Source organism: Pseudomonas kulmbachensis (assembly GCF_963681935.1).
Lineage (GTDB): Bacteria > Pseudomonadota > Gammaproteobacteria > Pseudomonadales > Pseudomonadaceae > Aquipseudomonas > Aquipseudomonas kulmbachensis.
Window position 1 is genome coordinate 2,630,822 of record NZ_OY817088.1, and the last position, 22,601, is coordinate 2,653,422.

Annotated in this window: 20 protein-coding genes; 4 read left to right on the forward strand and 16 right to left on the reverse strand. The window is 56.4% G+C overall.

The window, feature by feature from the left end; all coding sequences use genetic code 11:
• Positions 1-22: 22 nt before the first annotated feature.
• From U5A05_RS11910 to U5A05_RS11965, 12 genes are all read right to left on the reverse strand, one after another.
• On the reverse strand, positions 23-1,381 hold the full coding sequence (locus U5A05_RS11910; RefSeq protein WP_321836474.1) for a UDP-glucose dehydrogenase family protein: 1,359 nt from the start codon (positions 1,379-1,381) through the stop codon (positions 23-25).
• Entirely contained in the window at positions 1,378-1,785 is a 408-nt protein-coding gene (gene arnF / locus U5A05_RS11915) for a 4-amino-4-deoxy-L-arabinose-phosphoundecaprenol flippase subunit ArnF (RefSeq protein WP_321836475.1), read from the reverse strand. Before arnF ends, U5A05_RS11910 begins: the two co-directional genes overlap by 4 nt.
• The gene (gene arnE, locus U5A05_RS11920; protein ID WP_261742261.1) at positions 1,782-2,126 is read right to left on the reverse strand and encodes a 4-amino-4-deoxy-L-arabinose-phosphoundecaprenol flippase subunit ArnE; all 345 of its coding nucleotides are present in this window, start codon (positions 2,124-2,126) and stop codon (positions 1,782-1,784) included. The genes arnF and arnE overlap by 4 nt, the downstream gene beginning before the upstream one ends.
• The gene (gene arnT, locus U5A05_RS11925) at positions 2,123-3,772 is read right to left on the reverse strand and encodes a lipid IV(A) 4-amino-4-deoxy-L-arabinosyltransferase (RefSeq protein ID WP_321836476.1); all 1,650 of its coding nucleotides are present in this window, start codon (positions 3,770-3,772) and stop codon (positions 2,123-2,125) included. Before arnT ends, arnE begins: the two co-directional genes overlap by 4 nt.
• On the reverse strand, positions 3,769-4,653 hold the full coding sequence (arnD, locus tag U5A05_RS11930; RefSeq protein ID WP_261742263.1) for a 4-deoxy-4-formamido-L-arabinose-phosphoundecaprenol deformylase: 885 nt from the start codon (positions 4,651-4,653) through the stop codon (positions 3,769-3,771). The genes arnT and arnD overlap by 4 nt, the downstream gene beginning before the upstream one ends.
• Entirely contained in the window at positions 4,653-6,644 is a 1,992-nt protein-coding gene (gene arnA / locus U5A05_RS11935) for a bifunctional UDP-4-amino-4-deoxy-L-arabinose formyltransferase/UDP-glucuronic acid oxidase ArnA (RefSeq protein ID WP_261742264.1), read from the reverse strand. The genes arnD and arnA overlap by 1 nt, the downstream gene beginning before the upstream one ends.
• The gene (gene arnC / locus U5A05_RS11940) at positions 6,641-7,654 is read right to left on the reverse strand and encodes an undecaprenyl-phosphate 4-deoxy-4-formamido-L-arabinose transferase (protein WP_261742265.1); all 1,014 of its coding nucleotides are present in this window, start codon (positions 7,652-7,654) and stop codon (positions 6,641-6,643) included. The genes arnA and arnC overlap by 4 nt, the downstream gene beginning before the upstream one ends.
• 478 nt (positions 7,655-8,132) lie before the next feature.
• A complete protein-coding gene (gene efeO, locus U5A05_RS11945) occupies positions 8,133-8,957 on the reverse strand; it encodes an iron uptake system protein EfeO (protein ID WP_261742266.1) in 825 nt (274 codons plus the stop codon).
• 26 nt (positions 8,958-8,983) lie between these two features.
• Positions 8,984-10,303, reverse strand: coding sequence for an iron uptake transporter deferrochelatase/peroxidase subunit (efeB, locus tag U5A05_RS11950; RefSeq protein WP_321836477.1), 1,320 nt, complete (start codon positions 10,301-10,303; stop codon positions 8,984-8,986).
• A 17-nt stretch (positions 10,304-10,320) separates the two neighbouring features.
• A complete protein-coding gene (gene efeO / locus U5A05_RS11955; RefSeq protein ID WP_261742268.1) occupies positions 10,321-11,514 on the reverse strand; it encodes an iron uptake system protein EfeO in 1,194 nt (397 codons plus the stop codon).
• 8 nt (positions 11,515-11,522) lie between these two features.
• Positions 11,523-12,365 carry an iron uptake transporter permease EfeU gene (gene efeU / locus U5A05_RS11960; RefSeq protein ID WP_261742269.1) on the reverse strand — a complete coding sequence of 281 codons (843 nt, stop codon included), beginning with the start codon at positions 12,363-12,365 and terminating at the stop codon, positions 11,523-11,525.
• Between the two features lie 260 nt (positions 12,366-12,625).
• The gene (locus U5A05_RS11965; protein ID WP_321836478.1) at positions 12,626-13,624 is read right to left on the reverse strand and encodes a DNA-binding protein; all 999 of its coding nucleotides are present in this window, start codon (positions 13,622-13,624) and stop codon (positions 12,626-12,628) included.
• 178 nt (positions 13,625-13,802) lie between these two features.
• Between U5A05_RS11965 and U5A05_RS11970 the strand changes: the two genes are divergently transcribed.
• The 3 genes from U5A05_RS11970 to ahpF all read left to right on the forward strand — a co-directional run bounded on the left by U5A05_RS11970 (position 13,803) and on the right by ahpF (position 17,167).
• On the forward strand, positions 13,803-14,741 hold the full coding sequence (locus U5A05_RS11970; protein ID WP_321836479.1) for a site-specific integrase: 939 nt from the start codon (positions 13,803-13,805) through the stop codon (positions 14,739-14,741).
• 172 nt (positions 14,742-14,913) lie between these two features.
• The gene (gene ahpC, locus U5A05_RS11975; RefSeq protein WP_261742272.1) at positions 14,914-15,477 is read left to right on the forward strand and encodes an alkyl hydroperoxide reductase subunit C; all 564 of its coding nucleotides are present in this window, start codon (positions 14,914-14,916) and stop codon (positions 15,475-15,477) included.
• A gap of 127 nt (positions 15,478-15,604) precedes the next feature.
• A complete protein-coding gene (gene ahpF / locus U5A05_RS11980) occupies positions 15,605-17,167 on the forward strand; it encodes an alkyl hydroperoxide reductase subunit F (RefSeq protein WP_321836480.1) in 1,563 nt (520 codons plus the stop codon).
• Positions 17,168-17,222: 55 nt separating this feature from the next.
• Here ahpF and gloA read toward each other — a convergent pair whose 3' ends face one another.
• From gloA to U5A05_RS11995, 3 genes are all read right to left on the reverse strand, one after another.
• Entirely contained in the window at positions 17,223-17,744 is a 522-nt protein-coding gene (gene gloA / locus U5A05_RS11985; protein WP_261742274.1) for a lactoylglutathione lyase, read from the reverse strand.
• Positions 17,745-18,237: 493 nt separating this feature from the next.
• Positions 18,238-18,597, reverse strand: a complete 360-nt coding sequence (locus U5A05_RS11990) for a histone-like nucleoid-structuring protein, MvaT/MvaU family (RefSeq protein ID WP_261742275.1) — start codon at positions 18,595-18,597, stop codon at positions 18,238-18,240.
• A 246-nt stretch (positions 18,598-18,843) separates the two neighbouring features.
• Positions 18,844-20,379 carry an EAL domain-containing protein gene (locus tag U5A05_RS11995; protein WP_321836481.1) on the reverse strand — a complete coding sequence of 512 codons (1,536 nt, stop codon included), beginning with the start codon at positions 20,377-20,379 and terminating at the stop codon, positions 18,844-18,846.
• A gap of 338 nt (positions 20,380-20,717) precedes the next feature.
• Between U5A05_RS11995 and hppD the strand changes: the two genes are divergently transcribed.
• Positions 20,718-21,794 carry a 4-hydroxyphenylpyruvate dioxygenase gene (gene hppD / locus U5A05_RS12000; protein ID WP_261742277.1) on the forward strand — a complete coding sequence of 359 codons (1,077 nt, stop codon included), beginning with the start codon at positions 20,718-20,720 and terminating at the stop codon, positions 21,792-21,794.
• A gap of 133 nt (positions 21,795-21,927) precedes the next feature.
• On the opposite strand, the gene U5A05_RS12005 is transcribed toward hppD, so the two are convergent.
• Positions 21,928-22,563, reverse strand: coding sequence for a DUF1345 domain-containing protein (locus U5A05_RS12005; protein WP_261742278.1), 636 nt, complete (start codon positions 22,561-22,563; stop codon positions 21,928-21,930).
• Positions 22,564-22,601: the final 38 nt, after the last annotated feature.

Genomic DNA, 22,601 nt, shown 5'->3' on the forward strand with positions numbered 1-22,601 from the left:
CAATGGCGGCGCTGTCAGATCATTAAATGGCTGTTGAACCTACCGGCAAGTTGCACGACTCACCCCGGCCCATCGGGAAGTATTGCAGGCCGACCTTGGCCAGACGCTCGCCTTCATACAGGTTGCGGCCGTCGAAAATCACCGGAGTGTTCAGGCGCTGTTTGATCAGGTCAAAATCCGGCGCCTTGAATTGTTGCCACTCGGTACACACGATCAACGCATCTGCGCCGTTGAGGGTCGACTCCGGGGTGCCCATCAGGCTCAGGCGTGGCTCATCGCCGTACAGACGCTGGGTTTCCTGCATGGCTTCGGGGTCAAAAGCGCGCACATCAGCACCGGCTGCCCACAGGGCTTCCATCAGCACACGGCTCGGCGCGTCGCGCATGTCGTCGGTGTTGGGTTTGAATGCCAGGCCCCACAGAGCAAACGTCTTGCCTTTGAGGTCACCCTTGAAAAATGCATTGATGCGATCGAACAGCTTGTGTTTCTGACGTTCGTTGATCGCTTCGACCGCTTGCAGCAAGTCGCTCGAACAATTGACCTGCTGGGCACTGTGGATCAGCGCGCGCATGTCTTTAGGGAAGCACGAACCGCCGTAGCCGCAGCCAGGGTAGATAAAGTGATAACCAATGCGCGTGTCGGCGCCAATACCCAGACGCACGGCTTCGATATCCGCCCCCAGGTGTTCGGCCAGTTCGGCAATCTGGTTGATAAAGCTGATTTTGGTCGCAAGCATGCAGTTGGCAGCGTACTTGGTCAGCTCTGCGCTGCGCAGGTCCATGAAAATAATGCGGTCATGGTTGCGGTTGAACGGCGCATACAGGTCACGCATGACCTCGCGCACTTCTTCGCGGGCGCAGCCAATGATGATGCGGTCCGGGCGGCGGCAGTCGGTAACTGCCGAGCCTTCCTTGAGGAATTCGGGGTTGGATACCACGTCAAATTGCAACGAGCGCCCGGCCAGATCCAGGGCCTGGTTGATATGCGCAGTCAGTGCGTCGCCGGTGCCCACGGGAACGGTGGATTTCTCGACCAGAATCAGTGGTTCATTGCGGTGGCGGGCAACCGCATCACCCACAGAGAACACCTGGCCCAGGTCAGCCGAACCGTCTTCGCTCGGGGGCGTACCTACAGCGATAAACAGTACCTGGCCGTGTTCAACGGCGAGTTTTTCATCGCTGGTAAAACGCAGGCGTTTGCTTTCAAGGTTTTCACGCACCAGGCTGGAAAGCCCGGGCTCAAAAATGCTGACGTGACCTTGCTGCAGCAACTCGACCTTTTTCTGGTCAATGTCCATGCAGATTACGTCGTGGCCGACTTCCGCCAATACCGTCGCCTGCACCAGGCCTACATAACCACTACCAAATACACTGATTTTCATGCGCAGTTCCTGGAACTTGGGGTACGTCGAGAGTTGATCGTAAGCACCCCTAGAATGACCAGCGTCACACCAAGGGTTTTTGAAAGGGTGAAGCTTTCATGGAATACCGGCAGGCTTGCAGCCAGCAGGTAAACCAGTGCGTAACTGATGCTTAACAGCGAATAGGCGCGGCCCAACGGCAAATCGCGCAGAGCCAGCAGCCAGCACAGCATCGACAAGGCATAAGCAGCAATTGCCGCAATCACCACGGCCAATGCCGATATTGATACCTCGCCCTGACTGATTGCACTCACCCATTGGGCAGGTTCCGGCAAGCGGGTCATGCTCCAGCGCATACCCAGTTGGGCAGAACTGACCAGCAACACGCTGCCCGAAGCAAAGATAAATCCACGGCGCAGGCTCATGCGTGTTGCCCCAGTAAAACCACCCCGGCAATGACCAGTCCAACACCCACCCAATGACGCAGGTCGATGGTTTCTTTAAACAGGTAGCGGGCGACCAGAGTGATCAACACAAAATTGAGGCTGAGCATCGGGTAAGCAATCCCGACCTCCAGCCGTTGCAATACCAGCAACCACACCAGCAAACCGAGACCCAGACACAGCAGTGCCAGCCATAACCAAGGGGAGCGCAGTTTTTGCGCTACCCCGGTGTCGATTCCGCGCCAGCCCTCGACGGCATACTTCTGGGCGATCTGGCCGGCGCAAGTCAACAGGCAAGCCAGCAGTAGCAGGGTCAAGGTCATGGAGTGATCTGCGGGAATATCAGAATCACCATATTGCCTTCGTCATAACGCTGGGCATCTTTGGGCAACTCGTCCATTTCATGGCTTTCATCGCTGTCCTTGACCCGCATTACCACGCCTACAGGACCTTGGAGTCGTGCGTCGGTCATCCATTGGCCAATCTGATCCAGGCCAATGCTTTTGCCTTTGGCATCGTCATAGGTGAGGCCGTATTTGACCTCGCCCTGGGTGTTGTAAAGCGTCACGTCCGGACGACGCAGGCGCCAGGCCAGGGCAGAAGCCGCACCCAGGTCGTTGCTGAGAAAGGTTTTGGCCTGGGCCAGTTCGTCGATGTGTTCAAGGATGAACTGGTCGGGCATCTTGTTGTGCACCACGCTGGTCGGCATAGCCGCAGGCAGCGCAAGTACCAGCACGCCCATGGCCACGGCAGGGGCTGCCCACATTTTCAGCGGTTTGGACAAGGTCAGCAGGCCGGTCACGATCCAGGTCAGCAGCACCACGACCAACAGCGCCATGTGCTGCGGCTCGTTGTCATAGAACGGTTTTTTGATCTGGAAGTAGACCAGCGCCAGCAATGCCGCGCCGCCGACCAACAGATTGACCAGCCCGTTAACGCGCAAGGCGCCAGTTTTGGCCTGCTCGACACGTTGCATCATCGCGTGGCCCAGCAGCAGTGCCAGCGGCAGCATGCACGGCATGATATAGGTCGGCAGTTTGCCCTTGCTCAGGCTGAACAAGCCCAGTGGCAGCAACAGCCACAGCAGGATGAACACAACGCTGGCATGGCGTTTGTTTTGCCAGGCGTCCTTGAAGGTCGCGGGCAACAAAGCTGCCCACGGCAAGCTGGAGACCACCATCAGCGGCAAGTAGAACCACCACGGACGACCGTGCTGGGCATCGTCACCGGCAAAGCGGCGGATATGCTCGTGCCAGAAGAAGAAGCGCCAGTAATCGGGCTCCTGGGCGTGAACCGCGAGCACCCATGGCAGCGAGACGGCAGCGGCGACCAGCATGGCTACCAGGCCATACTTGACCAGTTCCAGAAAGCGTTTTTGCCAAATCATGTAGGGCAGGGCGATCAGAACCGGCAGCAGCAGGGCCAGAAAGCCTTTGGTCATAAAGCCCATGCCGCAGGCAAAACCCAGTACCGCCCAGCTGATCAGGCGATCACGGCGCGAGCGGCTGTCCACGGCAAACCATAGGGCAACCATGCTCAGGTTGACCCACAGAGTGAATTGCGGATCGAGGTTGGAATACCCGGCCTGGCCTGCAATCAGGCCAAAGGTCATGTACACCAGCGCGCAGGCAAAGCTCTTGCGCGGGTCATTCCACAGGCGACGGGCCACGGCATAAGCCAGGAACACGCTCAGGCCGGTGGCGATGGCTGAGGCAATGCGTACGCCAAACAGGTTTTCGCCAAAAATGGCCTGACCGATGGCGATCATCCAGTAGCCGGCAATCGGCTTCTCGAAGTAACGCAAATCCATGAAGTGCGGGGTGATCCAGTTACCGTCGACCAGAATTTGTTGGCCGATTTGTGCGTAGCGCGTTTCGTCAGGAATCCACAGGCCGTGAGTGCCCAGCGGTAGCAGGTAAAACGCGATAAAGGCTAAAACCAGCAGCGGTATCGTCCAGCGCTGAGTCATGGCTTCTGCACTCCCAACCAGCCTTCACGGCCTTCAAGCACGCCGCGACTCAGTTGCCCGGCTGGCAGGCTGTCGAGATCGGCGGGGAGCAAGTCCCGCAGGGGTTGGAAATGAATGTCACGCGCCCGGGCCTGGGCAAGCAATTGACGGAAGTCGTTGGCCATTAGAATCCCTTCTACTTCTGCATGGATGGTGTACGCATTCAGCTTTTGTGGGCTGAAGCGATCAAGAATGAATGAGTTGAAATCGGCGGCACTCAGCTCGGGCCCGACCACTTCATCGAAGGTGGGTAAATCCACAGGGATTTGCGGCGCGCCCAGCCTGCCATCAGCCAACCTTGGCCGAAACAGACTGTGCCCGCGGCAATCACTGTTGTAACGAAAGCCAAAGGTTTCCTTGGCCTGGACTACGCGTTCATCGGCACGCCAGCCTGCGGCGGCCGAACACTCGACGGCTTGCCCGGTGATGTCGCTCAACGTCTCGACACCACGGCGGATCTGCTCGATCAATTGCGCTTCGCTCCAGCGTGCGGTGTTGGCTTGCCAGCCATGGTGATCCCAGGCGTGCAAGCCAACCTCGTGGCCCGCGGCCAGGGTCTGGCGCATCAAGTGCCCCAGATCCTTGCCGATCGGTTTGCCTGGCCAGGCGGTGCCGGCCAGCAAAATATCCCAGCCGTACAGGCTGGCAGCCTTGGAGCGCATCATTTTCCAGAAAAACTGGGGCTTGATCAGCCGCCATAAATGGCGGCCCATGTTGTCCGGCCCCACGCTGAAAAAAAACGTGGCTTTGATCTGGGCTTCGTCGAGCAGTTCGAGTAACCGTGGAACCCCCTCACGGGTTCCACGGTACGTGTCGACATCAATACGTAGTCCAGCTTGCATCAGCGTTTTTCCGCGATTTCTACCATGGCTTCACGCAGGAAGAAGTCCAGGGTCTTGCCAATGGTTTCGCTCAGCTCGGTGGTGGGTGTCCAGTCGATCAGACGACGGGCGTTTTCAACACTTGGTTTGCGATGGCTCACGTCCTGGTAGCCGGTGCCGTAGAACGACTGGCTTTCTACGTCGCGGAAACCGGCAAACGGAGGGAAGTTGGCACGCAGTGGATGCGCTTCGAACTGACGCAGCAACTCTTCACCCAGTTGACGAATGCTGGCTTCGTTATCCGGGTTACCGATGTTGATGATCTGGCCGTCGCACTTGCCACCCTTGTTGTCGATGATGCGTGCCAGAGCTTCGATACCGTCGGCCACGTCTGTGAAGCAGCGTTTTTGTTCGCCGCCGTCAACCAGACGGATCGGGGTGCCTTCCACCAGGTGCAGGATCAGTTGAGTGATCGCACGCGAGCTGCCAACCCGTGCCGAATCCAGACGGTCAAGGCGTGGGCCCATCCAGTTGAACGGACGGAACAGGGTGAATTTCAGGCCCTTCTGGCCGTAGGCCCAGATAACGCGGTCAAGCAGTTGCTTGGAGACCGAGTAGATCCAGCGTTGCTTGTTGATCGGGCCAACGATCAGGTTGGAGGTGTCTTCGTCGAAGTTCTTGTCCTGGCACATGCCATACACTTCGGACGTGGACGGGAAGATCACGCGCTTGTTGTATTTGACGCAGTAGCGCACCAGCTTGAGGTTTTCCTCGAAGTCCAGTTCGAATACGCGCAATGGGTTGCGGGTGTATTCGATAGGCGTCGCGATGGCCACCAGCGGCAGAACCACGTCGCATTTCTTGATGTGGTATTCGATCCACTCGGTGTGGATGCTGATGTCGCCTTCCACGAAGTGGAAGTTGGGATTGCTGCGCAGGCGCTCGATGGCGTCGGAGCCGATGTCCAGGCCATACACTTCGTACTGGTCGTCTTGCAGCAGACGCTCGGACAAGTGGTTACCGATAAAGCCGTTTACGCCCAGGATCAGGACGCGGGTACGACGTGCCGGGCGACCGGACTCGCTGCCACGCAGGCGCGAACCTTCAACCAGACCCAGTTCGCGGGCCAGTTGCGGGCCGCTCAGGTACAGGCCGTTGTCGTTGCGCTGACCGGCAGTGATCAGCAGGGAATCTTGAGCGCAGGCAATGCGCAGTGGGTCGCAGCTGATGACCTGGCCAGGTGCAAGGCCCTCATTGCCGGCAACCACTTCGGCGCCCCAGACAATCAGTTTGTGCTCGCCCACGGCGCAGAAAGCGCCCGGGTACGGCTGGGTAACGGCACGCACCAGGTTGAACAGTTCTTCGGCCGGGCGAGTCCATTGCAGCAGGCCGTCAGCCGGGGTTCGGCGACCGAAGTAGGTGGCCTTGGATTCGTCTTGCGCAGTTTCGGTCAGCTTGCCCTGAGGCAGCAATGGCAAGGCTTCGGCAAGCAGTTGAGCGGCGGTTTCGCGCAGCTTGGCGTGCAGGCTCAGTGCGGTGTCCGAGCGCTCGATGCTGATGCGCTGCTGAGCCAGAATGTCGCCTGCGTCAGCACGCTTGACCATGCGGTGCAGGGTGACGCCGGTTTCGGTTTCGCCGTTGACCAGTACCCAGTTGGCTGGTGCGCGACCACGATAACGCGGCAGCAACGAGCCATGCAGGTTGAAAGCACCTTTGCTGACGCTGGCCAGCAGTTCTTCGCCCAGCAGGTGGCGGTAGTAGAACGAGAAGATGTAATCGGCGTTCAGCTTGCGAATGCGCTCGATCCACAGTGGGTGGTTAGCGTCTTCCGGTGCGTGAACCGGGATACCTTTACGGGCACACAGTTGGGCGACCGAGCCGTAAAAGTTATTTTCCTTGGGGTCGTCAGCATGGGTAAATACAGCTGCAATTTCGTAGCCTGCATTGAGCAAGGCTTCGATGCCTGTGCAGCCAATATCGTGATAGGCGAAAACAACGGCTTTCAAACTCATGATTGGACCTGTGTCGAAGTAGAAGAAGTCGAGTTGCAAGTTGAAACAGTGGACGTCGAAGATTCGGCGCGAACAATTTTTTCAATGAAAAACCGTGGTCGTGCACGCACATCGCTGTACATGCGGCCCAAGTACTCACCCAAAAGGCCCATGCCGATAAATTGGCCGCCGGTAAACACGAAGAGCACCGCAAACAGTACAAAAGTACCGTCGCCGGCCCAGCTTGCACCGAAGATCAGGCGCAGCATGATCAGCGCAATCGCGAACACGACGCCAAGGGCAGCCATGCTGAAGCCGATAATGCTCAGCAAGCGCAAAGGCGTGGTGGTCATGCAAGTGATCAGGTCAAACATCAGGTTGATCAGGCGCATCGGGCTGTACTTGGAGTCGCCGTGCTCGCGCTCGGCATGCTCGACCAGCACTTCAGTGGTATGGCGGGCAAAGCTGTTGGCCAGAATCGGGATAAAAGTACTGCGCTCACGGCAGGCGAGCATGGCGTCGACGATGCTGCGGCGGTAAGCGCGCAGCATGCAGCCGTAGTCGCTCATGGCAACCCCGGTGGAGCGTTGCACGGCCAGGTTGATCAGGCGTGAAGGCCAGCGGCGCCAGGCAGAGTCCTGGCGGTTGTTGCGTACGGTGCCGACCACGTCGTAACCCAGTGCTGCCTGCGCAACCAGTCGCGGGATTTCTTCTGGCGGGTTTTGCAGGTCGGCGTCGAGGGTGATGACCACATCGCCCTTGGAGTGCTCGAAGCCGGCCATGATCGCGGCATGTTGCCCGTAGTTGCGGTTGAGGATAACCGCGACCACATGGCTGCCTTCACGCTCAGCGGCCTCTTGCAGGATTTGCGCCGAGTTGTCACGGCTGCCGTCATCGACCAGCACGATTTCGTAGGCTTGGCTCAGTTGTGCGCAGGCAGCTTCAGTGCGGCGCAACAGTTCTGGCAGGCTCTGTTCTTCGTTGTAGACCGGAATGACGATCGACACACACTGGATTGGGTAAGGTTTCAAAGTATTCGTTCCAGTCAGTTTCATTGGCACAAGACGACATGTCTAAGTCAACCTGGTTCAAGCGCACTGTAAGGACTCGCGCCCGCTCCCAGTAAAGCCTATTACTGACAAAGGTAAAGTCACTCGATTGTGTTATCTACATGATTTTCTTGATAACTCTATGGTCTTTGCCATTTGAGATAGTGCATACGTTAAACGCCTCCTTGTGAAAAACCTATGAAAGTTGGATCAACAGTGCATGTTTTCCAGCTGCTAGACAGGTGCTATTCAGGAAAGTATTTGCAGCCCCCGAACAGTATTTGCACAGATGATAATGTTTCTCCTGGATAACAAGCTTCTTACAGTAGAGAAATGACTTTGAACAGTGATGCACGGCAAGAAGCAAGTTTGCGGGGGGGGGGGCGTACGAGGTAAATGCTGCGGCGCCAACCTGTGGGTATGTGACGCGTGTCACATTGGCTGGCGCCGTCGATAAACTTTAGTTCAGGCCCAACTTGCCGCGCAGGGTCGACAAGTCTTCAGCCAAGGTGTTGACCGGGCCGACCAGTGCCTTGCGGTCGTTTTCCTTGACCTTGTCGTAGGTTTCAAAGCCACCGTCGGCAGTTTTGTACTTGGCCAGGATCTTGTTCACCGTGGCGAAGTTTTTATCCACCTTGGCGGCAAAGGCTTTGTCGTTCTGTTCTATTTGCGTGCGGAACAGATCGAAGATCTTTTTCGCGCCATCTACGTTGCCTTGAAAGTCGTAGAGATCGGTGTGGCTATAGCGGTCCTCCTCGCCGGAAATCTTGGTCGCGGCCACTTCTTCCATCAAGGCGGCAGCGCCACCGACGACTTTTTCGGGCGGGAAGGTCAGTCCAGCGACTCGGGCTTGCAGGTCCTTGACGTCTTTGTTCAGGCCGTCGGCCAGTTGATCAAGGCCCTGGGTGCTGTTCTCGGAGAACAGGCTGTATTCGATGCGGTGAAAGCCGGTGAAGTCAGGTGCCGTTACGCCTTTTTCATGATCGTCGACCCGTGAATCGATGGAGGCGTCGAGGTCGCTGAACAGTTCGGCAATCGGCTCGATCGACTCATAGTAGACGCGGGTCGGGGCGTAGAGTTTTTTGGCTGTGGCCAGATCACCCTTTTTTACGGCATCGGTGAATTTTTGCGTGTTGCTGGCCAGCTCATCCAGTTGCTCGGTGACGTAAATCTTATAGTCCGAAACAGGTTGCACCAAATCCAGTGGCGCGGTTGCCGCCAATACCGGGAGCGGGGTGTGGAGCAAGCCTAGGGCCAGGAACAGTGCGAGCGGCGTCTTCTTCATGGGACTCTTTCCGGTTGGGTTGAGGTTCAGGTGCGGGTAAGGGGGGTGGCTGCATCGAGCAATGAACGGCCAATAAAGTCCTGGTTGTCGCGAACGCCCGGCAGGGTGAAGAAGTAGCCGCCGCCCACGGGCTTGAGGTATTCCTCCAGTGGCTCGCCGTTGAGGCGGGTTTGCACGGCAATAAAGCCTTGTTCCAGATCGCGCTGGTAACAGATAAACAGCAGGCCCATGTCCAACTGGCCGTTTTTGTTGACGCCATTGGAGTAGTTGAATGGCCGGCGCAGGATCAAGCTGTTGCGCGTTTGCGCGGTGCGCGGGTTGGCCAAGCGAATGTGGGCGTCCATTTTGGTGATTTTGCCGTGGGGGTCCTTGCTGTAGTCCGGGACGTCGGTTTCGCGACTGCCGTCCATGGGCGCGCCGGTGGCCTTGTTGCGACCGAAGATGCTTTCCTGTTCTTGCAGTGGCGTGCGATCCCAGCGCTCGACAAAGTTGCGGATGATGCGCACTGCCTGATAGCTGCCGTTGACTGCCCAAGCGGGCTCGTCGCTACCGGACTGCACCCAGACAATCTGGTTCATCGTGGTGTTGTTGTTGGAGTCGGGGTTGGCCGAGCCATCGCGAAAGCCTAGGAAGTTGCGTGCGCTCTGCGCTGGTTCGCCAGGCTTGGCGGGAGCTTGTGGTGGTACGGTGCCTTCCTGCTTCCAGCGTACCAACAACAAGTCAGGCAGATTTTTTACGATATCGCGCAGGGCGTGAATATTGGTGTCGGCGGTATTGGCGCAAAATTGCAGGCTCAAATCGCCATGGCACTGCGCAGGCTCCAGTGCGTCGTTGGGGAAGCCTTGCATGCGACTCAGGCGTTTGGGTTTGACGGATGTCAGGCCGAAACGCTCATCAAACAGCGATTCGCCCACCGAGACTGTGACGGTCAGGTTATCCGGGGTTACAACCGGGCCGAGAATCCCGGAGTCAACCGGTGGCAACTTGGGATCTATCTGGGGGACTGCACCGCCCTTCATCAAGAAGGCAATGCGTTCATTCAGGGTGCGAAACAAGCGCTCCAGGTCTTGCCGGTCGCTGGCCAGCACATCAAAGGCCACCAGCATGCCCGCGGCCGGGCGCGGGGTGACAATGCCATTTTGGTGTTGGGCATGAAAAACGTGATGGTCTTGGGTCTTGTCACTGCTGGGCGCTTGGGTCACTTGCGCGCTGGCCGGGTTGCCCGCAGCCAGCGCTGGGCAGCTCAGGGCGCCACCGGCCAGTGCAGCCCCCGCGACCCCCATGCCCATCAGGATGCGGCGGCGTTGCAGGTTGAAGGAGTCCGGGTTGTGTTCTGAATCGCTCATATGCGTCTCGTCTGCAATTACAGGCCGCTAAGGCCGAGGGCGGGATCGATTCCATCGAGTGCATCGGCCAGAACCTTGGCCTTGTTACTGATTTGTTGGCGTTGTTCGGAACTGACCGTGTCGTAGGTGCGGTAGCCCTGTGCGGTTTTCAGACCATTGAGCTCGGCCTCAAGAGAGGTACTGGCGCTGTCTATGCTGTGCAGTAGATCGGCATTTTTCCTGGCCAGCAGTGGGCGCAGCAGGTCAACCACCTTGCGCGCAACTTCAAGATTGGCGGCAAAGCCGCTGAGGTCGATATGGCTGTAGCGTTCCTCTTCGCCGCTGTTGGCGCGAGTGTCGGCCAAGTTGTGGAGGGTGCGCGCAACAATGCTCACCAGTTGCTCGGGGGGCAGCGATTGCGCCAGTAACTGTTGCTTGAGTTGTATGGCATTGGCTTGCAGTTGTTGGGCAACAGGTATCAGGCCCTGGGTGCTGCGTTGATCGAACAGGCCGTATTCCAGGCGATGGAAGCCGGTGAAGCCCGGGTCCTGCTCGCGTTTTTCGAAATAGTCGGCACGCGCGTTGATCGCGTTATCCAGTTCGGCGAGGCGCTGTGCTGCCGGAGCCAGGCGCTGATAGGCCTCGCGGGCGGGAATATATAAAGCCTGCGCCTGCACCAGGTCATCGGCGGCAATGGCCTGCGACAGTGCGTCAACGGCCTTGATCAGTGCGCTGCCCTGGCTGCTCAGGTACACCCGGAACTCCGACAGCGGGCCGATAAACGCTACCATTGACGGTCGCGCATTGGCGCGGGCTTCGGACTCTGCGGTGGGTGTTACGTGCAATGTGCCGCGGGGGTTGCTGAGCAGCCCGCAAGTGATGGCGTAATCACCTGGAGCCAGGGTTGCGTTAATTACTTGGCTCAGCCCAGGAGCGATATTCTCACGCTCTTCAACTACCAGTACGCCGTCCAGGATCTCCCATTCAACCGCCCGTTCCGAGGCGTTGACGATACGAAAGCTGTTGAAACCAGCCGGTACGGTCAGTGCATTGGGTTCACAGCTGTGGGGGTGAATGGTCACCGTGACTTCGTTGTTGTGAACCTTGCGTTTGGCCGCAGCCAGTTGCGAGGCGTAGTAGAACAATCCGCCGGCCGCGATCATCACGATCACCGAGCCGGCCACCGCCCAGCGCAAAGCGCGTGGGGGTGTACCGCTTGCAGGGGTAGGCATGTTTGGCCTTATGGGTTTGTTACTGAGGAGGTGTGTGCAGTTTTCGCTGGTGCCGGCGGGCGGAAGAACATTGCCAGGGTTACCACCAGATAAATCACATAGGCACCGAGCACGCTGACGGTTGGCGCATCCTGATAACCGAACATGCCTGCCAGTACCGAGCCCAGGGGGCCGTCCATTGGCAGGTGGGCGCTGATATCGAACACCACGTCTTGTAAGTGATTCCATAGACCGGCTTCATGCAGGGCTTGCACCGAGTTGGCCAAAATTCCTGCGGCAACCACCAGGATGAATAGACCGGTCCAGCGAAAGAACAGACCCAGGTTCAAGCGCATACTGCCGCTGTAAATCGCAAAACCCACGAAAATAGCCAGAATCAGGCCGAGCAGGGCGCCCAGAGGCGCGGCCGGGCCTTCGCTCTGCTGGAATACGGCGAGCAGGAAGAACACCGTTTCGAGCCCTTCGCGGGCGACCGCAAAGAACACCATGGCAATAAGGGCGGTGACTTGATGTTTGGAGCCAGCCAAAGCCTGGTCGAGAGATGTGTGCAGCGAATGTTTGATGGAGCGCGCCACCTTGCGCATCCAGAACACCATCGAGCTGAGAATGCCGACGGCGATCAGGCCGACGATGCCTTCGAACAACTCCTGCTGCTTTTGCGGGAATTCGGCGCTCATTAATTCCAGGCCGCCACCGACCAGCAGCGACAGTGCAGCGGCCAGAAAGACGCCGATCCACACGGCGGGCATCCACTGACCGCGGCCAGTTTGCTTGAGGTAGCTGGCAATGATACCGACGATAAGTGCGGCCTCAATCCCTTCGCGCAGCATGATCAGAAATGGAACCAGCATGGTGAAAGCCCGCGTGATTAATAGTCAGGGGGCTAATTTGTAACATATTGATACGTATTCCCAAACAGGAATCGATTGCATTAGCTGAACGGTTGCTGAACGAGGATTGCGGATCATTTGTAGCAGCTGCCGAAGGAACGAGGCTGCGTCCGGCGGCGTAGCCGTCGCGAAATCAGACACCGCGGTGCGCCAGTTAAAACAAGTACTCAGGGTTTACGACGGCTACGCCGCCGGACGCAGCCTCGTTCCTTCGGCAGCTGCTACGGGGCTTTGCTTTCGTCCTCATTCTTCTTTCGTGCTTGAAGGCTTTCCAGTGCCGCTTCGGCCTTGATGGCGCGCAGGGCAAGCTCGCTGTTGCTGTGTTGGGTTTCGCTGTGTGCCTGTTTCAAGCCTTCGCTTTCTTGCGTGGCCACACGCAGGCGTTCCTGAAGCAGAGTGCATTCGCTTTGCAGCTTGCTCAGTTGCGCGCTCAACTGTCCGTTGAGATTGCTCAGTTTGTGCTGCTGGTCGTTGGCCTGGTTCAGCTCTTTATTGAGTGCGCGGCTTTCGCTCAGTACGCGTTCGTTGTCGCGATGCAGCTGGGTGATTTCATCCTGGCGTACCAGTGCGCTTTGTTGCGCCTGCCGCAGCTCCATCTGCACTTGTTGCAATTGCCCCTCATGGCGCCGCTGATCCTGCTCGCGTTGTTCCTTGACGGCGCTGCGGTAGTGCTCAAGCGCGTCGCGGGCGTGAAGGTGCTTGTCTTCCAGCGAGCGAATCTGCTCGTCACGATCATTGAGGCGTAGCTCAAAGTCGCTGCACGCCTGGTTCAGCGCGGCGTTGCGGGTCTGTTCGGTTTGCAGCATTGAACGAGTGGCTTCAAGGTTGGTGCTTTCCAGGCTCAGTGCCGCGCCTTGAATCTCAAGCTGTTGTTCAAGTTGTGCCTGGGCGTTTTGCGCCTCGCTCAGTTGATCCTGCAACTGGACTTTCAGCTGCTCGTAATGCGCCTGGGCGCGGTCTATAGGCTCTTGCGCCTGTTCCTGCAGGCGCTGAGCGAGGCGGGCCACCAGCTCGGTCAGCTCGTCACCTATCTGTTCTTGAGGTGCGCCACGGCGCGAATCGACCTCGTCCAGCTCTTTAAGGTAGCGATGGATCGTGGTTTTCGATCCGGTATTTCCCATCTCGATACGTACCGCATCAATGCTCGGGTGTTCACCGCGGGCCAGGATCGCCGTGCGTGCAATTTGAACGACCGCCTTGTTTACGCCGCCACGAGCCATGGCTCTCTCCTACGATTATGTACTGTGGTATGTATCATGTAATTACATACTATATGAGTGTTTAAATTTTGTCTTTATTTGTAATTATAGACACGGGATATACTGGTATTATCCCGTGTTATAGCCTTTAAAGTGCTTTTAACGGCCGTTTTCAGTACGCCAACCAAGAGAACTGCCCATGAGCGAGCTGGATCGCTACTTAAATGCCGCGACCCGTGACAACACCCGCCGTAGCTATCGGGCTGCTATCGAGCACTTCGAAGTGACCTGGGGCGGGTTTCTGCCTGCCACCAGCGACAGCGTGGCGCGCTATCTGGTGGCCCATGCCGGTCAGCTTTCGATCAACACCTTGAAGCTACGCTTGTCAGCGCTGGCTCAATGGCACAACAGCCAGGGCTTTGCTGATCCGACCAAGGCCCCGGTGGTACGCAAGGTATTCAAGGGCATCCGCGCCTTGCACCCGGTACAAGAGAAGCAGGCGGAGCCGTTGCAGTTGCAGCATCTGGAGCAGGTGGTCGACTGGCTTGAAGGTGAGGCGCAGGCAGCGCAAGCCGCTGCAGATCAGCCGGGGCTGTTGCGTGCACGACGCGACGCAGCCCTGATTCTGCTTGGATTCTGGCGCGGGTTTCGCAGTGATGAGTTGTGCCGCCTGCAGATTGAGCATGTTCAGGCCGTCGCAGGTTCAGGCATCACGCTCTATCTGCCGCGCAGCAAAAGTGACCGTGACAATCTGGGCAAGACCTTTCAAACCCCGGCACTACAGCGCCTGTGCCCGGTTCGGGCCTATATCGAATGGCTCAATACTGCAGCGTTGGTGCGCGGCCCGGTGTTCAGGGGGATTGATCGCTGGGGCAACTTGGGCGAGGAGGGGTTGCACGCCAATAGTGTGATTCCGCTGCTGCGTCAGGCACTGGAGCGCGCAGGCATCCCTGCAGAGCAATACACCAGCCACTCCCTGCGTCGCGGTTTTGCAACATGGGCGCATCAAAGTGGTTGGGATTTGAAGTCGCTGATGAATTACGTCGACTGGAAGGACGTCAAGTCAGCCATGCGCTATGTTGAAGCGAGCCCGTTTACCGGGATGAGTCTCACCGCTGAAAAACGTATCGGTAGCTGATCGGCGTCAAGTTGAAAACCTTCAGTGAGGGCCATATTTAGTTTTCAGCTATATATAGGTACCGCTGATAGCCAAAACCAATCGCCAGCATCAGCTTTGCCAATGAGCCAGATACGAAATGTGTTGTTAGGATTCACCTCATCAACTTTTCAACCCTGACGGAGAGTCAACGATGCCTATCATCAACAGCCAAGTTAAACCGTTCAAAGCAACTGCCTACAAAAACGGCAGCTTCGTGGAAGTCTCGGACGCTGACCTGAAAGGCAAGTGGTCTGTCGTGTTCTTCTACCCAGCCGACTTCACCTTCGTTTGCCCAACCGAACTGGAAGACCTGGCTGACAACTACGAAGAGTTCAAGAAGCTCGGCGTGGAAATCTACAGCGTGTCGACTGACACCCACTTTGCCCACGCTGCCTGGCACAACACTTCGCCAGCCATCGGCAAAATCCAGTACACCATGATCGGCGACCCTACGCTGACCATCTCCCGCAACTTCGACGTGCTGATCGAAGAAGCAGGCCTGGCTGACCGCGGTACTTTCGTGATCAACCCGGAAGGTCTGATCAAGATCGTCGAATTGAACGACGGCGGCGTTGGCCGTGACGCTTCCGAGCTGTTGCGCAAAATCAAGGCTGCTCAGTACGTTGCTGCTCACCCAGGCGAAGTTTGCCCAGCCAAATGGAAAGAAGGTGAAGCTACCTTGGCTCCATCGCTGGACCTGGTCGGCAAGATCTAAGTCTGTGAATCAGACAAGGGCGGTGATCCGCACCTGAGTAGTAAGCAGCATCGCCCTCAAAACGCCCGGGCGACATTCGCTCGGGCGTTTTTTTTACACAGAATTCAGTATTAAGGAGATCGCCCGTATGTTGGACGCCAATCTAAAAGCTCAGTTGAAGTCATACCTGGAGCGGGTCACACAGCCGATCGAGATCGTTGCTTCCCTCGACGACGGTGCGAAATCCCGTGAAATGCATGACCTGTTAAAAGAAGTCGCCAGCCTTTCCAGCATGATTACCCTGCTGGACAACGGCAACGATGCGCGCAAGCCTTCGTTCTCGCTGAACCGCCCGGGCGGCGATATCAGCCTGCGTTTCGCAGGTATCCCTATGGGCCACGAATTTACTTCGCTGGTACTGGCCTTGCTGCAAGTAGGCGGCCACCCATCGAAAGCCAGTAGCGACGTGATTGAACAGATTCGCTCCCTTAAAGGCGAGTTCAACTTCGAAACCTATTTCTCGCTGTCATGCCAGAACTGCCCGGACGTGGTACAGGCACTGAACCTGATGGCGGTGCTTAACCCGAACATTCGCCATGTGGCGATTGACGGCGCCCTGTTCCAGGACGAAGTCACCGAGCGTCAAGTGATGGCGGTCCCAAGCGTATACCTGAATGGGGTCAATTTCGGTCAGGGCCGCATGGGCCTGGAAGAAATCCTTGGCAAGCTGGACACCAGCGCCATTGAGCGTCAGGCCGAAAAAATCAGCGCCAAGGAAGCCTTTGACGTGCTGGTGATCGGCGGTGGCCCGGCCGGTGCTGCAGCGGCAATTTATGCTGCGCGTAAAGGCATTCGTACCGGTGTTGCGGCTGAGCGCTTTGGCGGTCAGGTGCTGGATACCATGGCCATTGAGAACTTTATCTCGGTTCAGGAGACTGAAGGGCCAAAGCTTGCAACGGCACTTGAAGAACACGTCAAGCAATACGACGTCGACATCATGAACCTGCAACGTGCTGACAAGCTGATTCCTGGCAAGGCGGGCGAGTTGCACGAAGTGAAATTCGCCAGCGGTGCTTCGCTCAAGGCCAAGACTGTGATTCTGGCGACCGGTGCGCGCTGGCGTGAAATGAATGTGCCCGGCGAGCAGGAATATCGCAGCCGCGGTGTTGCCTACTGCCCGCATTGCGATGGTCCGCTGTTCAAAGGCAAGCGCGTTGCGGTAATTGGCGGCGGTAACTCCGGCGTTGAAGCGGCCATCGACCTGGCAGGTATCGTTGCCCATGTGACGCTGCTTGAGTTCGATACCAAACTGCGCGCCGATGCTGTGTTGCAGCGCAAGTTGCACAGCTTGTCCAACGTAACGGTCATCACCAACGCTCAAACCACCGAAGTCACAGGTGACGGGCAGAAAGTTAACGGTCTGCGTTACAAGGATCGTCAATCGGGTGATGTACACACCGTCGAACTGGAAGGCATTTTTGTGCAGATTGGCTTGCTGCCAAACACTGATTGGCTCAAAGGCTCTATTGAGCTTTCGCCTCGCGGCGAGATCATTGTCGATGCTCGCGGTGCAACGTCTATCCCCGGCATTTTCGCTGCAGGTGACGTGACTACCGTACCGTACAAGCAGATCGTGATAGCGGTAGGTGAGGGCGCCAAGGCTTCGCTGAGCGCATTCGATCACTTGATCCGCTCATCTGCGCCGGAATAAGCGGCCAGATACAAAAAACCCATGAGCAATCATGGGTTTTTTTTGCGTCCGATTTTTACATCGGTTGCGGCTGGATGATCTCGACCCAGTAACCGTCCGGGTCTTTCACGAATGCCAGCGATTTCATGCGGCCATCGTTCAGACGCTTCTGGAAGTCCACGCCCAGGGTTTCAAAACGCTCGCAAGCGGCGCGAATATCCGGCACCGAAATGCAGATGTGACCAAAGCCGCGCGGGTCGGTGTTGCCGTTGTGGTAGACAACGCTATCGTCGGTTTCCGAACCGTGGTTGTGGGTCAACTCCAGGATGCCGGGAATCGACTTCATCCACAGCGTGCGCGCTGCGTCATCTGCCGGGATCTGTGCCTTGTCCACCAGTGCCAGGAAATACAGGCTGAATTCAGCTTCGGGGAAATCACGCTTTTCAACCAGCGAGAACCCCAGGACGCGGGTATAGAAATCCAAGGATTTCTCGATGTTCTTTACACGCAGCATAGTGTGGTTGAACACGAAGTTCTGGGTAGCGCTATCTGGTTCAGCAGTTACGCCGGGAATGTTGTTCAGGTCTTGCAGGCTCATGAACCCTCCGAAAATGATGCGTAGGTGATCGGTCGCTACGGTGAGCGTGATGGGCGAATGATACGGAATGTGACGCCATGCGCCAAACCCGATTCAGGGTAATGGCTGCGTGAGTCAAGGTTCAGGCAGGGAGGTTGGCAAATTTCGGGCAAAAAGAAGCCCGCCGAAGCGGGCATGGGGCGCTAGTCCTTTAGCAGCCCCTATCCTGTGATCTTCCATGTGAAAAAATTGTGAAGCAGCACACTCTTTACCCGCTTTCGGTCGCATGGCTGGCACAGCAAGACAATTCCTACATGGTATTACTGCTTTAGCGGGGGGTTATTCATTTTTGGACGAGTGATACAGGCTAAATAAACAGGCGCCATTTATCAGGAAGCGGATACGACCACCCTGATGCGAGCAATTAGGCCAGCTTTAAATCTTTAGAATTGAATGGCTTGAATTCAAGCTATAAAAAAGCCCTGCACAAGCAGGGCGTTGATCAAGTACAAACTTATGCACGAAGCCAAGTATCTACCGTTGCGGCACCGTACTCTTCTTTCCATGCTTTCAGGCCGCGATGATTGCCGCCCTTGGTTTCAATCAGTTCACCGGTATGCGGGTTTTGGTAAACCTTCAGCACGCGAGCCTTACGCTGTTTAGGTGCTGCCCCGCCCTTTGAAGCTGAAGGATTAGGGTCAAGGATGGCGATAATATCCCGAAGGCTCTTGCCGTACGTTTTCATCAAGTGTTGAAGTTTTTCTTCAAACTCGATTTCTTTTTTCAGTCCGGCATCATTTTTCAAGGCTTCCAATTGCGCCAGCTGTTCTTGAAGCGCTTTTTCGGCAGCGCGAAACTCAGCAAGTCTAGACAAAGTCATTACTCCATTCACAGGTTCGGTGGGGTGATACCGAAGCGAATTAATGATGTTTGGAATGCACAAGATTTACCGGGTTACGCCTCGCTGTTGCTTCTTGTGAGCGAGCCCGCTGATGCAAACATTCAAAAGTTCTTATTGGCACAAAAAAATTGTAGTAGTTAATTCGCAGGCTGCCAAGTGATACAGGCTTACTGTTTAAAATTGTTTTAATCAGTAAGCCTGCTTGTTGTTAAGCAGGTGTTATCGCCCCTGTAAAGCGTTGATAAATTCGGCGGCGGGCATGGGCCGCGCAAACAAATAGCCCTGTAGAAAATCAACGCCTTGAGCGGCCAGGTATTCGCTTTGCTCTTCGGTCTCAACGCCCTCGGCAACAATCCCCAGGTCGAGTTTTGCGCTCAACTCAATGATGCTGTCCAGAATATGTCTGGACAGGGCGTCCACGCCAATCAGGGCGACAAAACTCTGATCAATCTTCAAATAGTCGACGTTGAACTCGCGCAAGTAACTCAAGCTTGAGTGGCCGGTGCCAAAATCATCGATGGCAATCATGACTCCCAGGGTGTGCAATTGACTGAACAATTCATGGGTGGTGGGGGTCGGTACGATCAGGTCGCGCTCGGTAAGTTCCAACACAAGGCTGATTTTTCCGGGTGGGAACGCTTTTAGAAAGCGTCGGCAATCTTCTACCAGTTCAAGGTTCTGGCAATGCCGGGCCGTAATATTGAAGCCTATATGGAAGCCGGGCTCCATATGGCTGGAATGGGGGGCAAGCAGGCGTGATGTTTGCTCCATGAGTGAACGCGTCATGGGCACAATCAACCCCGAATGTTCTGCAAAAGGAATAAACAGGTCCGGGCGAACCAACCCCTCATTAGGATGCTGCCAGCGCATCAATACTTCCGCCCCTGCCCACTGCTTGGTATCACCCCGTACCACCGGCTGAAAGTATGGAATGAACTCTGCAGCGTCCAGGCCGCGGCGCATTTCACTGGAGGGTGATGATGAGCGTTTTTGCAGCCTGTGAACCGTCGCTGCTGAAATAGCGCCTAAAAAGATCAATAAACCCAGGAAGCCGGGGTATTCCACAATGACATGCTGCCAGACTTCGCCCTTGTTAAACCCTGCAATTACTTGGTAGGGGAATTCGGGTGAGGCTACTGCAGTTTGCGCCACTGGAAAATGTGGAGGCGGGGTGTTGCGTACTTGGCCGTAACGATCGATCCAGGCATCGCCCACTGTAATCATTAGTTGGGTCTTGTGGTTGATCAGGCCCAATACGTTAACCAGATGAAAGCCGTACAGGCTGATCAACACCCCACGTTTTTCATCGTTGCGGCGGTACACCAGAACGGGGTCATTGGGTGTGACCATAGTGCCGGGCATCAGCCACAACTCACCATTGGCATAGTTGGCGGGGTTAACCACTTCCTTGTAATTGCCAAATAAAGAAGTGCAGTAAATCTGGTTATCCCACACCAGGTTTACGGAGCGTACAAAAGGGCGGCGCGCGACCTGCTCGCGCAGGGCCAGTTCAACCTGAGCACAGTCCTGACCGGCCAGCGGCAAGACGACATCGGCGGCAAGCCTGGCGTTGTCCAGCATCAAGTCAAACTGGCGTACTGCTTCAGTAGCGGTTTGTTCGGCTTCCAGCTCGAGCGAGCGGTTGGCCTGCCAAAATAGAATAAACATCCCCAGCACAACTGGCAGCAGCCCACTGAGCACAATCAGCGCGTAGCGGTCAGTCCATTTGCGGCTCAGCTTCAGAGTGAGTGGCATTCAAAATCCTGCTCATGCGTTGGGGGGGGGCTTTGGCGTACGCTACAGAACAATAGTAAAAGGCTAGCAGCACAGGCCGGCTATTTTACAATGGGTAGGACAAATAAGATTACGCCATGTAGAATCGGCTTACGCATACAAGAATAACGACTTCTGCATTCAGAAGCCCTACCGCGTAAGAGATGGATCGAAATGAAGCGATTCGGGTTCCAATTGATCTACGGTGATTTCCTTGCGCGCAGTGTACGCGGGATCTCCTGCGCGCCTCCTGCCAGCCTCAGCATTCTTAGTAAATAACCCCTGTTTATTCTAAAAATGACCATGATGAGGCGCCGAAAATGGCTGATCTATACGAAAACCCAATGGGCCTGATGGGCTTTGAATTCATCGAATTCGCGTCCCCTGTACCCAACACTCTCGAACCTGTCTTTGAAATCATGGGTTTCACCAAGGTGGCAACCCACCGTTCCAAGAACGTGCACTTGTATCGCCAGGGCGATATCAACCTGATCCTCAATAACGAACCCAACAGTGTCGCGTCATACTTCGCAGCGGAGCACGGCCCGTCGGTTTGCGGTATGGCTTTCCGCGTGCGCAATGCGCAGCAAGCCTACACCCGAGCGCTTGAACTGGGTGCCCAGCCGGTCCACATTCCTACAGGTCCAATGGAACTGAATTTGCCGGCTATTAAAGGCATTGGCGGTGCGCCGCTGTACCTGATTGACCGTTACGGCGAAGGCAACTCGATTTACGACATCGACTTTGTGTTTATCGAAGGCGTCGACCGTCATCCCGTGGGTGCTGGGCTGAAGATCATCGATCACCTGACGCACAACGTCTATCGCGGCCGCATGGCTTACTGGGCCAACTTCTACGAGAAGCTGTTCAACTTCCGTGAAATTCGCTATTTCGACATCAAGGGCGAATATACCGGCCTGACGTCCAAGGCCATGACGGCTCCGGATGGCATGATCCGTATCCCCTTGAACGAAGAGTCGTCCAAAGGTGCAGGTCAGATTGAAGAGTTCCTGATGCAGTTCAACGGCGAAGGCATTCAGCACGTGGCTTTCCTCAGTGATGACCTGATCAAGACGTGGGATGCGCTGAAGAAAATCGGCATGCGTTTCATGACTGCGCCGCCAGAAACTTACTACGAAATGCTCGAAGGCCGCCTGCCGAACCACGGTGAGCCGGTTGAAGAGCTTCAATCGCGTGGGATTTTGCTGGATGGTTCTTCCGAGTCGGGCGACAAGCGTTTGCTGTTGCAGATATTCTCGGAAACCTTGATGGGCCCGGTGTTCTTCGAGTTTATCCAACGCAAGGGTGATGATGGCTTTGGTGAAGGTAACTTCAAGGCGCTGTTTGAATCCATCGAACGCGATCAGGTGCGTCGTGGTGTGCTGACGGCTGACTAAAAGCCGGTGGCTGCCGCAATGGCAGCCACTTTGCTGATGCAGGCCCAGCTCTTGTGGGAGCGGGCCTGCTCGCGATGTGGGCCGCAGAGATGGCTTCGCGAGCAGGCTCGCTCCCGCAACTTTGAGAGTCTCGTTAGAACAACCCCGCCGCAATATTGATCGAAAACCCCAGCACAGCCGTGTTAAACAAAAAGCCCAACAGGGAGTGCCCCAATACGGCTTTGCGCATTTCGCGGGTGGCAATGCTCACATCAGCTGTCTGCACCGCAACGCTGAGGGTGAAAGAGAAATACATGAAGTCCCAGTAATCCGGGTCCAGTTCCCCTTCAGGAAAGCGCAACGCTGGCTCCGTCCCTTCGTTGTTATAGAACAGCCTTGCGTAATGCAGGCTGAAAATAACCCCGATCATCAACCATGAACCCACCACAGTCAGTCCGGTAAAACCGTAATGCATAAGGCGGTCGCCATCGCTGAGCTTGTTGCCCGACAGCTCAAGGGTAACGGCGGCCAAGCTGGCAATCGATGCAATGCACACGGTGATCAGCACCATACTGGCGTTTTCATCTTCTACTTCAGCCGTGCGTTTTACGTCACAGGCTTTGGAGCGCATCACCAACCACAACGTCAGAGCCAGATACAGCCATACACCGGCGTTCCAGCCCAACAAAAACTTGGTGGTTATTGTGGCAGCGGGGGCGAAAATGCCGACCGCGACCCCCAGCAGGGTAGCGGCGGTCAAGCGAGGATGCGTGCGAGCAAGGTGCGGCATAAACAATCCCTGTTTCTGAGTGTTACTGCACCTTAGCA

Coding starts and splice junctions, on each gene's coding strand:
- U5A05_RS11965 (WP_321836478.1), bottom strand. CDS start 13,624: ATGGCTCGTGGCGGCGTAAACAAGGCGGTCGTTCAAATTGCACGCACG.
- U5A05_RS12005 (WP_261742278.1), bottom strand. CDS start 22,563: ATGCCGCACCTTGCTCGCACGCATCCTCGCTTGACCGCCGCTACCCTG.
- U5A05_RS11970 (WP_321836479.1), top strand. CDS start 13,803: ATGAGCGAGCTGGATCGCTACTTAAATGCCGCGACCCGTGACAACACC.
- arnT (WP_321836476.1), bottom strand. CDS start 3,772: ATGACTCAGCGCTGGACGATACCGCTGCTGGTTTTAGCCTTTATCGCG.
- ahpC (WP_261742272.1), top strand. CDS start 14,914: ATGCCTATCATCAACAGCCAAGTTAAACCGTTCAAAGCAACTGCCTAC.
- arnE (WP_261742261.1), bottom strand. CDS start 2,126: ATGACCTTGACCCTGCTACTGCTGGCTTGCCTGTTGACTTGCGCCGGC.
- efeO (WP_261742268.1), bottom strand. CDS start 11,514: ATGCCTACCCCTGCAAGCGGTACACCCCCACGCGCTTTGCGCTGGGCG.
- arnF (WP_321836475.1), bottom strand. CDS start 1,785: ATGAGCCTGCGCCGTGGATTTATCTTTGCTTCGGGCAGCGTGTTGCTG.
- efeO (WP_261742266.1), bottom strand. CDS start 8,957: ATGAAGAAGACGCCGCTCGCACTGTTCCTGGCCCTAGGCTTGCTCCAC.
- efeU (WP_261742269.1), bottom strand. CDS start 12,365: ATGCTGGTTCCATTTCTGATCATGCTGCGCGAAGGGATTGAGGCCGCA.
- arnD (WP_261742263.1), bottom strand. CDS start 4,653: ATGCAAGCTGGACTACGTATTGATGTCGACACGTACCGTGGAACCCGT.
- ahpF (WP_321836480.1), top strand. CDS start 15,605: ATGTTGGACGCCAATCTAAAAGCTCAGTTGAAGTCATACCTGGAGCGG.
- U5A05_RS11995 (WP_321836481.1), bottom strand. CDS start 20,379: ATGCCACTCACTCTGAAGCTGAGCCGCAAATGGACTGACCGCTACGCG.
- arnA (WP_261742264.1), bottom strand. CDS start 6,644: ATGAGTTTGAAAGCCGTTGTTTTCGCCTATCACGATATTGGCTGCACA.
- efeB (WP_321836477.1), bottom strand. CDS start 10,303: ATGAGCGATTCAGAACACAACCCGGACTCCTTCAACCTGCAACGCCGC.
- hppD (WP_261742277.1), top strand. CDS start 20,718: ATGGCTGATCTATACGAAAACCCAATGGGCCTGATGGGCTTTGAATTC.
- U5A05_RS11910 (WP_321836474.1), bottom strand. CDS start 1,381: ATGAAAATCAGTGTATTTGGTAGTGGTTATGTAGGCCTGGTGCAGGCG.
- gloA (WP_261742274.1), bottom strand. CDS start 17,744: ATGAGCCTGCAAGACCTGAACAACATTCCCGGCGTAACTGCTGAACCA.